Source organism: Burkholderia sp. BCC1208 (assembly GCF_902833095.1).
Classification (GTDB): Bacteria; Pseudomonadota; Gammaproteobacteria; order Burkholderiales; family Burkholderiaceae; genus Burkholderia.
The window spans coordinates 98,690-114,182 of the sequence record NZ_CADFDY010000004.1; the positions used below are offsets into that span (position 1 = coordinate 98,690).

13 protein-coding genes are annotated in these 15,493 nt (G+C 67.5%); 7 read left to right on the forward strand and 6 right to left on the reverse strand.

The annotated features are described in order from the left end of the window. The first annotated feature begins 88 nt into the window (after positions 1-88). On the forward strand, positions 89-1,510 hold the full coding sequence (locus HWX09_RS10760; protein ID WP_027785739.1) for an AmpG family muropeptide MFS transporter: 1,422 nt from the start codon (positions 89-91) through the stop codon (positions 1,508-1,510). Continuing rightward, positions 1,500-2,561 carry a M48 family metallopeptidase gene (locus HWX09_RS10765; RefSeq protein ID WP_027785740.1) on the forward strand — a complete coding sequence of 354 codons (1,062 nt, stop codon included), beginning with the start codon at positions 1,500-1,502 and terminating at the stop codon, positions 2,559-2,561. The genes HWX09_RS10760 and HWX09_RS10765 overlap by 11 nt, the downstream gene beginning before the upstream one ends. A 22-nt stretch (positions 2,562-2,583) precedes the next feature. Here the strand turns inward: HWX09_RS10765 and HWX09_RS10770 are convergent, their stop codons facing one another. Then, the gene (locus tag HWX09_RS10770) at positions 2,584-3,552 is read right to left on the reverse strand and encodes an AraC family transcriptional regulator (RefSeq protein WP_027785741.1); all 969 of its coding nucleotides are present in this window, start codon (positions 3,550-3,552) and stop codon (positions 2,584-2,586) included. A 226-nt stretch (positions 3,553-3,778) separates the two neighbouring features. Here HWX09_RS10770 and HWX09_RS10775 point away from each other — a divergent pair, with 226 nt between their 5' ends. Then, the gene (locus HWX09_RS10775; protein ID WP_027785742.1) at positions 3,779-4,831 is read left to right on the forward strand and encodes an NAD(P)-dependent alcohol dehydrogenase; all 1,053 of its coding nucleotides are present in this window, start codon (positions 3,779-3,781) and stop codon (positions 4,829-4,831) included. Between the two features lie 83 nt (positions 4,832-4,914). Here the strand turns inward: HWX09_RS10775 and HWX09_RS10780 are convergent, their stop codons facing one another. The 5 genes from HWX09_RS10780 to gatC all read right to left on the reverse strand — a co-directional run bounded on the left by HWX09_RS10780 (position 4,915) and on the right by gatC (position 10,024). Beyond that, the gene (locus tag HWX09_RS10780; protein ID WP_027785743.1) at positions 4,915-5,688 is read right to left on the reverse strand and encodes an exodeoxyribonuclease III; all 774 of its coding nucleotides are present in this window, start codon (positions 5,686-5,688) and stop codon (positions 4,915-4,917) included. A 41-nt stretch (positions 5,689-5,729) separates the two neighbouring features. Continuing rightward, the gene (locus tag HWX09_RS10785; RefSeq protein ID WP_027785744.1) at positions 5,730-6,569 is read right to left on the reverse strand and encodes a polyphosphate kinase 2 family protein; all 840 of its coding nucleotides are present in this window, start codon (positions 6,567-6,569) and stop codon (positions 5,730-5,732) included. A gap of 117 nt (positions 6,570-6,686) precedes the next feature. Continuing rightward, positions 6,687-8,159 (reverse strand): Asp-tRNA(Asn)/Glu-tRNA(Gln) amidotransferase subunit GatB, encoded by a 1,473-nt coding sequence (gene gatB, locus HWX09_RS10790; protein WP_027785745.1) that lies wholly within the window; start codon positions 8,157-8,159, stop codon positions 6,687-6,689. A 5-nt stretch (positions 8,160-8,164) separates the two neighbouring features. Continuing rightward, a complete protein-coding gene (gene gatA, locus HWX09_RS10795; protein WP_027785746.1) occupies positions 8,165-9,655 on the reverse strand; it encodes an Asp-tRNA(Asn)/Glu-tRNA(Gln) amidotransferase subunit GatA in 1,491 nt (496 codons plus the stop codon). Positions 9,656-9,724: 69 nt separating this feature from the next. After that, positions 9,725-10,024 (reverse strand): Asp-tRNA(Asn)/Glu-tRNA(Gln) amidotransferase subunit GatC, encoded by a 300-nt coding sequence (gatC, locus tag HWX09_RS10800; RefSeq protein ID WP_027785747.1) that lies wholly within the window; start codon positions 10,022-10,024, stop codon positions 9,725-9,727. Between the two features lie 369 nt (positions 10,025-10,393). Here gatC and HWX09_RS10805 point away from each other — a divergent pair, with 369 nt between their 5' ends. From HWX09_RS10805 to mrdA, 4 genes are all read left to right on the forward strand, one after another. Then, on the forward strand, positions 10,394-11,437 hold the full coding sequence (locus tag HWX09_RS10805) for a rod shape-determining protein (protein WP_004189550.1): 1,044 nt from the start codon (positions 10,394-10,396) through the stop codon (positions 11,435-11,437). Positions 11,438-11,564: 127 nt separating this feature from the next. Continuing rightward, entirely contained in the window at positions 11,565-12,605 is a 1,041-nt protein-coding gene (mreC, locus tag HWX09_RS10810) for a rod shape-determining protein MreC (protein ID WP_027785748.1), read from the forward strand. Then, positions 12,602-13,114 (forward strand): rod shape-determining protein MreD, encoded by a 513-nt coding sequence (gene mreD / locus HWX09_RS10815; RefSeq protein ID WP_027785749.1) that lies wholly within the window; start codon positions 12,602-12,604, stop codon positions 13,112-13,114. Before mreC ends, mreD begins: the two co-directional genes overlap by 4 nt. A gap of 101 nt (positions 13,115-13,215) precedes the next feature. After that, complete coding sequence (mrdA, locus tag HWX09_RS10820; protein ID WP_027785750.1) at positions 13,216-15,486, forward strand: penicillin-binding protein 2; 2,271 nt, start codon at positions 13,216-13,218, stop codon at positions 15,484-15,486. Positions 15,487-15,493: the final 7 nt, after the last annotated feature.

Consider the following 15,493-nt stretch of genomic DNA (forward strand, 5'->3'; position numbering starts at 1 on the left):
CCGCCCACGCGCGCGGCCGCCCCTCCTGCGCCCGTCCGCGCCGCCTGCGCTACCGCCGCCGTCAGTCAACGCTACCCAGTTCCACTCCATGTCGAAAACGCCACACGAGGCGCCCGCACTCACCGCTCACGAGGATCACCCCGGCTGGCGCGCCTATCTGAACACGCACATGCTGATCTGCGTGTTTCTGGGCTTCACGTCCGGGCTGCCCCTCTTCACGCTCGTCTACCTCGTGCAGGCATGGCTGCGCTCCGAAGGCGTGAACCTGAAGGAAATCGGCCTGTTCGCGCTGATCCAGTTCCCGTATACGTGGAAGTTCCTGTGGGCGCCGCTGATGGACCGCTACATCCCGCGCCTGCCCGGCTGGCGGCCGGGCCGCCGGCGCGGCTGGCTGCTGCTCACGCAGTTGCTGGTCGCGGGCGCGATCGCCGCGCTCGGCTTCGTGTCGCCGCGCGACTCGATCTGGACGGTCGCCGCGCTCACGACGCTCGTCGCGTTCTTCGGCGCGAGCGCCGACATCGTGATCGACGCGTATCGCCGCGAGCTGCTGCGCGACACCGAGCAGGGGCTCGGCAACGCGGTGCACGTGAACGCGTACAAGCTCGCCGCGCTGATCCCCGGCTCGCTGGCGCTGATCCTGTCCGACCACCTGCCGTGGGACGCGGTATTCGCGATCACCGGCGCGTTCATGCTGCCGGGCATCCTGATGACGCTCGTCGTGCGCGAGCCGGAAGTGGTCGGCACGCCGCCGCGCAACCTGCGCGACGCGATCGTGCTGCCGTTCCGTGAATTCATCCAGCGCGACGGCTGGGCCGGCGCGCTGCTCGTCATCGCGTTCATCTTCCTGTTCAAGATCGGCGACACGATGGCCACCACGCTGTCGACGTCGTTCTTCCTCGACATCGGCTTCACGCGCACCGAGATCGGCATCGTCGCGAAGACCACCGCGCTCGTCGCGAGCGTCGCCGGCGGCATCATCGGCGGCATCTGGCTCGTGAAGATCGGCATCGGCCGCGGGCTGTGGATCTTCGGCGCGCTGCAGATGGTGTCGACGCTCGGCTTCGCGTGGCTCGCGCAGCTCGGCCCCGGCTCGCCCGTGCTCGCGGTGCTCTACGACTTCACCGTTTCGACGAGCCATGCGATCGCTTCGGCGCTGTCGGTGTTCGGCATTGCCGTCGCGCCGCAATTCAGCCCGATGACGGTCGCGCTCGCAATCGTCTACGGCTTCGAAACCTTCACGACCGGCCTGACGATGGCCGCGTTCGTCGCGTATATCGCGAGCACGACCGACCCGCGCTACACGGCCACGCAGTTCGCGCTGTTCACGAGCCTCGCGTCGGTGCCGCGCACGCTCGCGTCGGCCGCGAGCGGCTTCGTCGTCGCGAAGATCGGCTGGTACGACTACTTCATCGTGTGCACCGCGCTCGCGATTCCCGGCATGCTGCTGCTGTTCAGGATCGCGCCGTGGAACGGTGCCGCCCGCAACGGCGAGGCCAGCCGTGCTCAGTAAGCGCCTGCATCGCGTCGCGCGCGTTGCGGCTTCGCTGAGCGTCGGCGCCGCGGCACTCGCCGCGGGGTTCGCGCACGCGGCCGACACCGGCTCGGCCGCGGCGGGCTCCGCGCCGGCCGCGGCGCAGGCAACGCCATCCACACCGGCGACTTCCGCCGCGCCCGCCGCGCCCGCCGCGCCGTCCGCCGCCGAAGCCGCGCAGCCGACCGGCGGCGCCGTGTCGACGAAGACGTATACGCCGACGCCGCAGCAGGTCCGCTACGGCAACGAGATCGCGTTCCGCACGCTGCTTCCGTCGCCGCTGCTCGAGCAGCTCACCGCGAGCGAGTACGCGCAGATCGTGCAGGCGGCCGCCGACGGCAACCGCCTGCTGGCCGCGAACCAGCCGCGCGTGAAGCGCCTGCGCGCGATCGTCGCGAAGCTCGCGCCGTATTCGGTGAAGTGGAACGATCGCGTAAAGAACTGGGCATGGGACGTCAACGCGATCCGCTCGCGCGACATCCGCCTGACCTGCCTGCCGGGCGGCAAGGTGCTCGTGTACGGCGGCCTGCTCGACCACATCCGCCTGAACGACGACGAGCTCGGCGTGCTGCTCGCGCACGGCATCGCGCACGCGCTGCGCGAACACGCGCGCAGCAACTTCGGCGCAGCCTCGCAGACGTCGCTGCGCGCGGCCACGCTGCCGCCGCTGTTCGGCGTCGGCGATCCGCTGCCGCAGGCACTGAACCTCGGCGAGCGCCTGCAGACGCTCCACTACGATCCGACCGACGAGACCGAAGCCGACGTGATCGGCGGCGACATCGCCGCACGCGCGGGCTTCGATCCGCGCGCGGCGATCACGCTGTGGGACAAGCTCGCGGTCGCGACACGCGCGAACAAGACGACGGGCTTCATCTACACGCACCCGTACAGCACGGCGCGGCGCCAGGATCTGCTGAACCGGCTGCCGGACCTGATGCCGCTGTACGCGAAGGCGACGGGCAAACGCGTCGAATCGCTGCCCGACTACGCGGGCATCAGCGCGCAGCGACGCAAGATCGTGCGGCGCTGAGCGGCCCGCGAAGCCGATCGTTTCATGCGCCGGCGTTGGCCGCGGCCGGCTTGGCCGACGCCGCGCCCGCCGCACGGCTGCCGCTCTCGCGCATCCAGCGCAGTTCGTCACCCGGGCTGCGGCCGAACAGCCGCTTGAATTCGCGGCTGAACTGCGACGCGCTCGCATAGCCGACCCGCGCGGCCGCCGTGCCGGCACCCACTCCGTCGCGCACCATCATCAGCCGCGCCTGATGCAGCCGCGCGGTCTTCACGTACTGCATCGGCGACGTCGCCGTCACGTGCTTGAACTGCGCGTGGAACACCGCGAGGCTCATCCCGGCTTCGCGCGCGAGCGTCTCGACGTCGAGATCGGCCTTCAGCTCCGCATGAATGCGCCGCAACGCCTTCGCGATGCGACCGAAATGATGCTGCTGCACGAGCGCCGCGCGCATCGCGTCGCCCTGCTCGCCGGTCAGCACGCGATACGCGATCTCGCGCATGATCGCCGGCCCCAGCACGCGCGTGTCGTGCGGCGAGGCGAGCGCCTCGAGCAGCCGCACGACCGCGTCGGCCAGCGGCGCGTCGAGCGGGGTCGAATAGATGCCGAGCGGCTCGCTGACGGCCGCGCCGAGCGTCTCGTCGAGCAGGATCGCGAGTTCGGCGATCACCGCGAGATCGACGCGGATCGAGATCGCGAGAAACGGCTCCTCCATGCTCGCGAACGTCTCGCACTCGAACGGCAGCGGCACCGACAGCACCAGGTATTGCTGCGCGTCGTACACGAACGAACGATCGCCCAGATAGCCGAGCTTGCGCCCCTGGCACACGACGATGATGCTCGGCTCGTACAGAACGGGCATGCGCGGCGCGGGATGAGTCACGCGGATGAAGCGCACGCCGTCGAGCGCCGCGAGCGTGTCGCCCTCGTTCGGCGCGAGGCGCGTATGCAGTTCGATCATGCGGCGCCGCACGCGCTCGGCCGCGTCGGCCAAAAGGGGCTGGAAGCTCATCGGCATGGTCCTGTCCGGCAAGAGAATCTGGCTCGCAATGTAGCACCGTGAACGTATTTTGACGGCTGTTCGCGGGCAATTCGAGAGGAATAGGCAAATCTTCCAGACCTTCGGGTATTTCGCCGCGGCGGTGCGCTCCTTACGATAGGCACCTGTCTCGCCGCATCGCCACATGGTGCGGCGGCAGTCTGTTTCGCCGGATGTTTTCCGGACAAGGAGCCATTGCATGAGCACAACCTATGCCTACGCAGCGACCGATTCGCAGTCGCCGCTCGCCCCGTTCGAATTCCAGCGTCGCGCGCTGCGCGACCTCGACGTCCAGATCGACGTCCTCTACTGCGGCGTCTGCCACTCGGATCTTCACCAGGCGCGCAACGAATGGCGCAACACGATCTATCCGGTCGTGCCCGGCCATGAAATCGTCGGCCGCGTGACCGCGACCGGCCCGCAAGTGTCGCGCTTCAAGGTCGGCGAGCTGGTCGGCGTCGGCTGCCTCGTCGATTCGTGCCGCACCTGCGCGAGCTGCGCGGAAGGTCTCGAACAGTATTGCGAGAACGGCTTCGTCGGCACCTACAACGGTCAGGATCGCGTGACCGGCGACATCACGTACGGCGGCTATTCGACGCAGCTCGTCGTCGACGAGGCGTTCGTGCTGCGCGTGCCGGACACGCTCGACCCGGCCGGCGCCGCGCCTCTGCTGTGCGCGGGGATCACGACCTATTCGCCGCTGCGCCAGTGGAACGTCGGCCCGGGCAAGAAGGTCGGGATCGTCGGCCTCGGCGGCCTCGGCCACATGGGCGTGAAGCTCGCGCGCGCGATGGGCGCGCACGTCGTGCTGTTCACGACGTCGCCGTCGAAGATCGAGGACGGCAAGCGGCTCGGCGCGCACGAAGTGGTGATCTCGAAGGACGAAGCGCAGATGAACGCGCACCTGAACAGCTTCGACTTCATCCTGAACACGGTCGCCGCGCAGCACGACCTGAATCCGTTCCTGAACCTGCTGAAGCGCGACGGGACGATGACGCTCGTCGGTGCGCCGGAGCACGATCATCCGTCGCCGCAGGTGTTCAACCTGATCTTCAAGCGCCGCCGCCTCGCGGGTTCGCTGATCGGCGGGATCGCGGAAACGCAGGAAATGCTCGACTTCTGCGCGGAGCACGGGATCACCTCCGATATCGAGACGATTCCGATGCAGCAGATCAACACGGCCTACGAGCGGATGCTGAAGAGCGACGTTAAGTACCGGTTCGTGATCGACATGGCGTCGATCAAGCAGTAAGCCGCGTCAAACGCAACGGGCCGCATGTTCGACATGCGGCCCGTTCTGCATTCGGCGGCTACGCGCACCGCGTAGCCCAGGAATCACTTCTGGTAGTCGTAGTCGATCGTCAGCGGCGCGTGATCGCTGAACTTGATGTCCTTGAAGATCGACGTGCTTTTCGCGGTGCCGGCCACACCCGGGGTCGCGATCTGGTAATCGATCCGCCACCCGACGTTCTTCGCGTACGCCTGGCCGCGGTTGCTCCACCACGTGTACTGCTCGGGGCGCGGGTCGAGCGTGCGGAACACGTCGACGTAGCCGACGTCGTCGAACAGCTTCGTGAGCCACTCGCGCTCTTCCGGCAGGCAGCCCGAGTTCTTCTGGTTGCTCTTCCAGTTCTTGATGTCGATTTCCTTGTGGACGATGTTCACGTCGCCGCACAGGATCACCTCTCGCTTCTTCTTCAGCGCGGCGAGGTGCGGCATGAATTCGGCCATGAAGCGGTACTTCGCCTGCTGGCGCTCTTCGCCGCTCGATCCGGACGGCACGTACACCGACACGACCGACAGCTTGCCGTAGCGCGCCTCGACGTAGCGCCCTTCGGCATCGAATTCGCTGCTGCCGAAGCCGATAATCACGTCATCGGGCTCGCGGCGGCTGTACACGCCCGCGCCGCTGTAACCCTTCTTCTCGGCGTGGTGGAAATAGCTCTTGAAGCCGTGCGGCTCGACGAATTCGGCCGGCAGGTCGTCGGCCGATACCTTGATTTCCTGCACGCACACGCAATCGGCGTTCTGCTCGCCGAGCCAGTCGAAGAAGCCCTTCTTCGCGGCGGAGCGGATGCCGTTCAGGTTGGCGGTGATCACTCGCATCATGTCGGGTTCCGTTCAGTTCGATGTTTTTACAGGGTGGCAGCTTAGCGGATCTTCACGCCTTCGAGCTCGGGCTTCGGCGGCGGGAATTCCAGCTTCATGTCGGTCATCGTGCGCAGCAGCAGCTCGGCGATCATCACGTTGCGGTGCGTCTTCGAATTCGCCGGGATCACGTACCACGGCGCGTGCTCGGCCGACGTCGCGGCGAGCGCTTCGCGGTACGCGGACTGGTAGGCATCCCAGTGCTTGCGCGCGTCGAGATCGGAGATGTCGAATTTCCAGTGCTTGGTCGGGTCGTCGATGCGCGCCTGCAGCCGCGCGCGCTGCTCGTCCTTCGAGATGTGCAGGAAGCACTTGACGATGGTCGTGCCGTTCTCGAACAGCATCGTCTCGAAATCGCGGATCTGCCGGTAGCGGCGCTCGCACTCCTTGTCGCCGATCGCGCCGAGCACGCGCGGCACGAGGACGTCTTCGTAGTGGCTGCGGTTAAAGATCGCGAGTTCGCCCGCCGCCGGCACCTGCGCATGCACGCGCCACAGAAAGTCGTGCGCGGCCTCGATCGGCGTCGGCGCCTTGAACGGCACGATGCGCAGGCCGAGCGGATCGACCTCGCGAAACACCGCGCGCACGGTGCCGTCCTTGCCGCTCGTGTCCATCCCCTGCAGCACGAGCAGCACGCGCTTCTTCTGCTGCGTGTGCAGGCGCTCCTGCTGCACGTCGAGCTCGGTCGAGACGACCGACAGCCGTTCGCGGTCGGCCTCCTTCGAGCCGGACGAAAACGGCTTCGCGGCCGGGTCGAACGCATCGAGCTTGAATGCGGCGGCTTCCTTCTCGCGCGTGCTGTAGGGCACGCGGAAATCGTCGAGCGACGGTTGTTTCGCCATTCGTTCCTCCTTGGGCGGTGTGGTGCATACGATACCGCATCCACCAAACGCAACGGGCCGCCCCGAACTGGTTCGGAGCGGCCCGTCGTCAAGCGCGGTTCAGGCGCGCGCGCATGCTCAGCCGAGCTTCTTCTTCAGCAGTTCGTTGACCTGCTGCGGATTGGCCTTGCCCTTCGTCGCCTTCATCGCCTGGCCGATCAGCGCGTTGAACGCCTTTTCCTTGCCCGCGCGGAACTCCTCGACCGACTTCGCGTTCGCCGCGAGCACCTCGTCGATGATCGCTTCCAGCGCGCCGGTGTCGGAGATCTGCTTGAGCCCCTTCGCGTCGATGATGCGGTCGGCCGCGGCTTCGTCGTCCGCCTTCTCGTCCCAGATCGTGGCGAAGATTTCCTTCGCGATCTTGTTCGAGATCGTGCCGTCGGCGATGCGCTGCAGCAACAGCGCGAGCTGCGCGGCCGACACCGGAATCGCATCGATCTCGATGCCGTCGCGGTTCAGTTGCGACGACACGTCGCCCATCAGCCAGTTCGCGACGATCTTCGCGTTCGCCGCGCCGGCCTTCGCGACCACCGCTTCGAAGTACGCGGCCATCGCCTTACTCGACGTCAGCACGCCCGCGTCGTACGCGGACACGCCGTACTCGTCGACGAAGCGCTGCTGCATCGCCGCCGGCAGCTCCGGCATGCCGGACTGCACGCGCTCGACCCAGTCCCGGCCGATCACGAGCGGCATCAGGTCGGGATCGGGGAAGTAGCGGTAATCGTGCGCGTCTTCCTTGCTGCGCATCGAACGCGTCTCGCGCTTGTCCGGATCGTACAGGCGCGTTTCCTGCACGACTTCGCCGCCGTCCTCGATCAGTTCGATCTGGCGGCGCACTTCGTAGTTGATCGCTTCCTCGAGGAACCTGAACGAGTTCAGGTTCTTGATTTCCGCGCGCGTGCCGAACTTCTCCTGGCCGACCGGGCGCACCGACACGTTCGCATCGCAGCGGAACGAGCCTTCCTGCATGTTGCCGTCGCAGATGCCGAGCCACACGACGAGCCCGTGCAGCGCCTTCGCGTATGCGACGGCCTCGGCCGCGCTGCGCATTTCCGGCTCGGTGACGATCTCGAGCAGCGGCGTGCCCGCGCGGTTCAGGTCGATCCCGGTCATCCCGGCGAAGTCTTCATGCAGCGACTTGCCCGCGTCTTCCTCGAGGTGCGCACGGGTGAGGTTGACCGTCTTCTCGTACGCGGCCTTGCCGGCCTTCTCGTTGGCGGGCACCTGGATCGTGATCCGGCCGCCCTGCACGACCGGAATCTCGTACTGGCTGATCTGATAGCCCTTCGGCAGATCGGGGTAGAAATAATTCTTGCGCGCGAAGATGCTGCGCGGCGCGATGGTCGAGCCGATCGCGAGGCCGAAGCGGATCGCCCGCTCGACCGCGCCGCGGTTCAGCACCGGCAGCACGCCCGGCAGCGCCAGGTCGACCGGGCACGCCTGCGTGTTCGGGTCGGCGCCGAACTGCGTCGATGCGCCCGAGAAAATCTTCGAGACGGTCGACAGTTGCGCGTGCGTTTCGAGACCGATAACGACTTCCCATTGAGTCATGGTGCTTACACTCCTGCCGGTACTTGCTTGTGCCAGTCGGTCGCGCGCTGGAACGCGTCGGCGACCTGCAGCATCCGGGCTTCGTTGAAATAGTTGCCGATGATCTGCAGACCGACCGGGCGCTTCGCGTTCGCGCCCGCGCCGAAGCCGCACGGCACGCTCATGCCGGGCAGACCGGCGAGGCTCACCGACAGCGTGTAGATATCCGCGAGATACATCTGCACCGGATCGTCGCCCTTCGCGCCGAGATCCCATGCGACCGTCGGCGATGCCGGGCCCATGATCACGTCGCAGGACTTGAACGCTTCCTGGAAATCGTTGGCGATGATGCGGCGGATCTTCTGCGCCTGCAGGTAATACGCGTCGTAGTAGCCGTGCGACAGCACGTACGCGCCGACCAGAATCCGGCGCTTCACCTCGGGGCCGAAGCCTTCGGCGCGCGACTTCTTGTACATGTCGAGCAGATCGCCGTACTGCGCGGCGCGGTGGCCGAAGCGCACGCCGTCGAAACGCGACAGGTTCGACGATGCCTCGGCCGGCGCGATCACGTAGTACACGGGGATCGACAGTTCCGTCTTCGGCAGCGACACGGGCACGAGGGTCGCGCCGAGCGCTTCGTATTGCTTGAGCGCCGCGTCGATCGTCGCGCGCACGTCGTCTGCGAGGCCCTCGCCGAAATACTCGTTCGGCAAGCCGATGCGCAGGCCGGCGAGCGGCTTGGCCGCATCGTTGCCGGCCGCCCACGGCTGGCCGAGGTGGCGCGTGAAATCCTCGTCGTCGCGCTCGAGGCTCGTCGAGTCGCGCTCGTCGAAACCGGCCATCGCGTTCAGCAGCAGCGCGCAGTCGGACGCGCTCTGCGCCATCGGGCCGCCCTGGTCGAGCGACGACGCGAACGCGATCATCCCGTAGCGCGACACGCGGCCGTAGGTCGGCTTGATGCCGGTCACGCCCGCGAACGACGCGGGCTGGCGGATCGAGCCGCCGGTGTCGGTGCCGGTCGCGGCCGGCGCGAGGCGCGCGGCGACGGCGGCCGAGCTGCCGCCCGAGCTGCCGCCCGGCACCGCGTTCGTGTCCCACGGGTTCTTCACCGCGCCGAACGCGGAATTCTCGTTCGACGAGCCCATCGCGAACTCGTCCATGTTGGTCTTGCCGAGCGTGACCATGCCGGCCGCCTGCAGGCGGGCGACCACGGTCGCGTCGAACGGGCTCTCGTAATTCGCGAGCATCTTCGAGCCGGCGGTCGAGCGCCAGCCGCGCGTGACGAACACATCCTTGTGCGCGATCGGCAGGCCGGTCAACGCGCCGCCCGCGCCGCGCGCGAGATCGGCGTCGGCGGCTTTCGCCTGCGCGAGGGTGAGGTCGGCGTCGACATGGACGAACGCGTTCAGGTCGCGCGCGGCGTCGATCCGTTTCAGATAGAGCTGCGCGAGCTCGACGGCCGAGCATTCCTTGGCGGCGAGCGCGGCGCGCAGTTCGGTCAGGCTTTTTGCGTGCATTGAGTGGTTTTCCTGGGAATTCTGGGTGGCGCGCGGCGCTGGCCGGCCGGCGCGCTTTTCATCGAACGCTTACTCGATCACCTTCGGCACGAGATAGAGGCCGTCCTGGACGGCCGGCGCCGGACGCTGGTTGTCGTCGCGATCGACGACTTCCGTCACGGCGTCGTCGCGCAGGCGCTGCGCGACTTCCTGGATCTGTTCGATCGGGTGGGCAAGCGGCGCGATGCCGGCGGTGTCGACCGCCTGCATCCGTTCGACGAGGCCGAAGAATTCATTGAGCTGGCCGAGCATGTGCTCGGCGTCGGCGTCGGCCATTTCGAGTCGCGCGAGGTGCGCGATGCGTTTCACATCGGTCAGGGTCAGGGCCATGCGATCACCGGAAAAACAAGGCTGCGCAGTGCATCGAAAGCAGCACTGCGGCGGGGGGTTGGAGGGTGCGATCCCACCCTCAAAAATCGGGGCCGAAGCGGCAAAAATACCGCCCGTTTCGATTCAAATACCGTGAAATTATAAGGTATCATTACGCGTTCGACCCAAACCCGGCAGCCTTTTCCCGCACCGTTTCGCCCACTTCGGCAAGCCGTGCGTGCTTCGTGCGATCCCCGGTAGACATCACTCGCAGCTTCGTGCGCCGCGGCGGCCGCTTCCGCCACGCTTCCCGAGGCTGTTATTTTTTCCGCTGCCGCCCTCAGCGCTCCTCGCTACACAGGGCCGGCTCAGAGCGAAACAGGATTCTGAATGTTCGGTTTTTTGCGCAGCTACTTCTCCAACGATCTCGCGATCGACCTCGGCACCGCAAACACCCTGATCTACATGCGCGGCAAGGGCATCGTGCTCGATGAGCCGTCCGTCGTGTCGATCCGCCAGGAAGGCGGCCCCAACGGCAAGAAGACGATCCAGGCGGTCGGCAAGGAAGCCAAGCAGATGCTCGGCAAGGTGCCGGGCAACATCGAGGCGATCCGCCCGATGAAGGACGGCGTGATCGCCGACTTCACCGTCACCGAGCAGATGATCAAGCAGTTCATCAAGACGGCCCACGAGTCGCGCATGTTCTCGCCGTCGCCGCGCATCATCATCTGCGTGCCGTGCGGCTCGACCCAGGTCGAGCGCCGCGCGATCAAGGAAGCGGCGCATGGCGCCGGCGCGTCGCAGGTCTACCTGATCGAGGAGCCGATGGCGGCCGCGATCGGCGCGGGGCTGCCGGTGTCGGAAGCCACCGGCTCGATGGTCGTCGACATCGGCGGCGGCACGACCGAAGTCGGCGTGATCTCGCTCGGCGGCATCGTCTACAAAGGCTCGGTGCGCGTCGGCGGCGACAAGTTCGACGAGGCGATCGTCAACTACATCCGCCGCAACTACGGGATGCTGATCGGCGAGCAAACCGCCGAGGCGATCAAGAAGGAAATCGGCTCCGCGTTCCCGGGCTCCGAAGTCAAGGAAATGGAAGTCAAGGGCCGCAACCTGTCGGAAGGCATCCCGCGCAGCTTCACGATCTCCAGCAACGAAATTCTCGAAGCGCTGACCGATCCGCTGAACCAGATCGTGTCGTCGGTGAAGATCGCGCTCGAACAGACGCCGCCGGAACTCGGCGCCGACATCGCCGAACGCGGGATGATGCTGACGGGCGGCGGCGCGCTGCTGCGCGACCTCGACCGCCTGCTCGCGGAAGAAACCGGCCTGCCGGTGCTCGTCGCGGAAGATCCGCTGACCTGTGTCGTGCGCGGTTCGGGCATGGCGCTCGAGCGCATGGACAAGCTGGGCAGCATCTTCTCGTACGAGTGATCGCCTAAGCAGTCCCGTTTGATATGACGCACCCGCGGCGTGGCCGGATCGCTCGTTCAGAACGAACCGCCGCGCCGTTTGCGCGTCTGAGCATTATTTAACCGATCACACGCGCCCGGCGCCGACCATGGAATACAGTCCGCCGCCCCTCTTCAAGCAAGGTCCGCCCGCGCTCGCGCGGCTCATCTTCTTCGTCGCCCTCGCCATCGCGCTCCTCGTGTCGGACGCGCGCTTCAGCACGCTCGAAATCGTGCGCGGCGTGCTCGGCACCGTGCTCTACCCGCTGCAACGCGCGGCGCTCGTCCCGCGCGACCTGTTCATGGGCGCGGCCGACATCGCCGTCACCGGCGCGTCGCTGCGCCACGAGAACGACGACCTGCGCAAGCGCAACCTGCAGCTGTCCACGCAGGCCAACCAGGCCGCCGTGCTCACACAGGAAAACGCGCACCTGCGCGCGGTGCTCGAGCTGCGCCAGCACATCGCAACGCAATCGACGCCGGTCGAGATCCAGTACGACACGAGCGATCCGTTCACGCAGAAGATCGTGGTCGGGCAAGGCTCGCAGCAAGGCATCCAGGACGGCTCGCCCGTCGTCAGCGAGGACGGCGTGATCGGCCAGGTCACGCGCGTGTTCCCGCTGCAATCCGAAGTCACGCTGGTCACCGACCGCGATCTCGCGATTCCCGTGCAGGTGCTGCGCACCGGCCTGCGCAGCGTGATCTACGGCACGCCGAAGGGCGATTCGCTCGACCTGCGCTTCGTGCCGACGAGCGCGGATCTCGTCGCCGGCGACGAGCTCATCACGAGCGGCCTCGACGGCGTCTATCCGCCCGGCCTGCCGGTCGCGAAGGTCGTGCGCGTCGACAAGCTCGCCGATACCGCATTCGCCCGCGTGACCTGCGCACCGGTCGCGGCCGTGCGCGGCGCGCGCCAGATGCTCGTGCTGCATTACCGGAACGACATCCCGCCGCGCCCGGCCGAGCCCGATCCCGCCGCCGACAAGAACGCGAAGGGCAAGAAGGGCGCGAAAGCCGCCGCGAAGGCCGAGAAAGCCGACGCGAACGCGAAACCGGCCGCCGCGACCCAGCCCGCCGCTGCGAAGCCGGCGCCGGCTGCCCCCGCCGCGCCGGCCAAGCCCGTCGCCGGGCAATCAGGAGCCCAGCGATGAACCGCCCGCAATACATCCTGCAGCCGGTCAATCCGTACTTCATCGTCTTCAGCCTCGCCGCCGCATTCCTGCTGAACCTGATGCCGTGGGGCCGCCTGCCCGGCGTGCCCGACTTCGTCGCGCTCGTGCTGCTGTTCTGGAACATCCACCAGCCGCGCAAGGTCGGGATGGGCGTCGCGTTCGCGCTCGGCATCCTGATGGACGTGCACGATGCGGGGCTGCTCGGCGAGCACGCGCTCGCCTATACGCTGCTGTCGTACGGCGCGATCACGATCCATCGCCGCGTGCTGTGGATGCCGATCGGCGTGCAGGTGCTGTACGTCACGCCGCTGCTGGTCGGCGCGCAGCTCGTGCCGTTCGTGATCCGCCTGCTGATGGGCGCCGCGTTCCCCGGCTGGCGCTATCTGGTCGACGGTTTCGTCGAAGCCGCGCTGTGGCCAATCGCGAGCCATCTGCTGCTGATGCCGCAACGCCGCCCGGTGGACCCGGACGATACGCGCCCGATCTGAGCCGGACCGACCTTGAATACCCGCCGCCCCCACGCCCGCCGCGCGCCGCGCTCCGGGGCGGCACCTCGCCCGCGCCCGCGCGCGGGCCAGATTGCCCTTAAATGACCGAATTCAACGACACCCAACAGCAGCTCTCGAGGTTCCGCCTGCGCGTCGCGGCGGCGGGCGTGTTCGTGTTCGTCTGCTTCGGGCTGCTCGCGAGCCGCTTCTTCTATCTGCAGCTGATGCAGCACGGCAAATACGCGCTGCAGGCCGAGGAAAACCGCATCTCGGTCGCGCCGATCGTGCCGAACCGCGGGATCATCACCGATCGCAACGGCGTGATCCTCGCGAAGAACTACTCGGCGTACACGCTCGAGATCACGCCGTCGAAGCTCGACGACACGCTCGACAACACGATCGACAAGCTGTCCGAGATCATCCCGATCGACGCACGCGACCGCCGCCGCTTCAAGAAGCTGCAGGAAGACTCGAAGAACTTCGAGAGCCTGCCGATCCGCACGCGGCTCACCGACGCCGAAGTCGCGCGCTTCACCGCGCAGCGTTTCCGGTTCCCCGGCGTCGACGTGCGCGCGCGGCTGTTCCGCCAGTACCCGCTCGGCATGACGGCCGCGCACGTGATCGGCTACATCGGCCGGATCTCGAAGCGCGACCAGGATCGCATCGACGCGATGAGCGACGACAACGACAGCGACCAGGAGCACTACGATCCGCGCCGCGACGCGAACAACTACAAGGGCACCGACTACATCGGCAAGATCGGCGTCGAGCAGAGCTACGAAGCCGAGCTGCACGGGCTGACCGGCTTCGAGGAAGTCGAGGTGACGGCCGGCGGCCGGCCGGTACGCACGCTGTCGCGCACGCAGGCAACGCCCGGCAACAACCTCGTGCTGTCGCTCGACATCGGGCTGCAGCAGGTGGCCGAGCAGGCGTTCGCCGGCAAGCGCGGCGCGCTCGTCGCGATCGAGCCGAAGACGGGCGACGTGCTCGCGTTCGTGTCGTCGCCGAGCTTCGACCCGAATTCGTTCGTCGACGGCATCGACCAGCAGACCTGGGACGAGCTGAACAACTCGCCCGACAAGCCGCTGCTGAACCGCCCGTTGCACGGCACCTACCCGCCCGGCTCGACGTACAAGCCGTTCATGGCGCTCGCCGGCCTGACGCTCGGCAAGCGCACGCCGGGCTGGGGCTTCCAGGATCCCGGCTACTTCACGTTCGGCGGCCACACGTTCCGCAACGACGTGCGCTCGGGCCAGGGCTGGGTCGACATGAACAAGGCGATCATGGTGTCGAACGACACCTACTTCTACATGCTCGCGCGCGATCTCGGCGTGAACGCGATCGCGAACTTCATGAAGCCGTTCGGCTTCGGCCAGATCACCGGCATCGACATCCAGGGCGAGGCGCGCGGGATCCTGCCGTCGACCGACTGGAAGAAGAAGGCGTTCAAGAAGGCCGCGCAGCAGAAGTGGTTCGACGGCGAGACGATCAGTCTCGGGATCGGCCAGGGCTACAACTCGTTCACGATCCTGCAGCTCGCGCACGCGACCGCGACGCTCGCGAACAACGGCGTCGTGATGAAGCCTCACCTCGTGAAGGAAGTCGAGGATCCGATCTCGCGCGCGCGCCACCTGACCGTGCCGAAGGAAAGCGAGGTGATCCCGCTGAAGGCGGCCGACATCGACGTCGTGAAGCGCGGGATGGAGAACGTGATCGAGAACCCGTCCGGCACCGCGTACAAGGTGTTCCGCGGCGCACCGTACCTCGCCGCCGGCAAGACCGGCACCGCGCAGGTGTTCTCGCTGCAGGGCTCGAACTACAAGGGCCACCTGCTCGCCGAGCACCTGCGCGACCACGCGCTGTTCATCGCGTACGCGCCGGTCGACCACCCGCAGATCGCCGTCGCGCTGGTCGTCGAAAACGGCGGCTGGGGCGCTCAGGCCGCCGGCCCGATCGCGCGTCGCGTGCTCGACTACTATCTGGTCGAGCGCCAGAACCCGAAAAACCAGGCCGCGGCCGTGGCCGCCGCGGCGTCGGCCACCGAGCCGGCGAGCGCGCCCGTGGTGGGCGACACCTCGAAGCCCGCCGCCGTCGCGGCCGGCTTCACCGCGCTGCCGCAGCCGGTCGTGCCGTCGGCGGCCAGCGCGGCCGAGGCGGCATCGACTGCGTCGGCTGCGGCCGGCGCCAGCGCCACGGCGCCAGCCGACGCGAGCGCCGCGGCGCCGATGGCCGCGAGCCTGCCGCCGATGCGGCGCCCGCACCGGCCGCGCCGGACCGCCAGCGACGCGCAGCCGCTCGTCGCCACGCCGCGGGACGACAACCACCGTGCGACGGCCCCCGCGAAAGCGGCGGACGCCGGCACCGCTCATTAACGGAGAA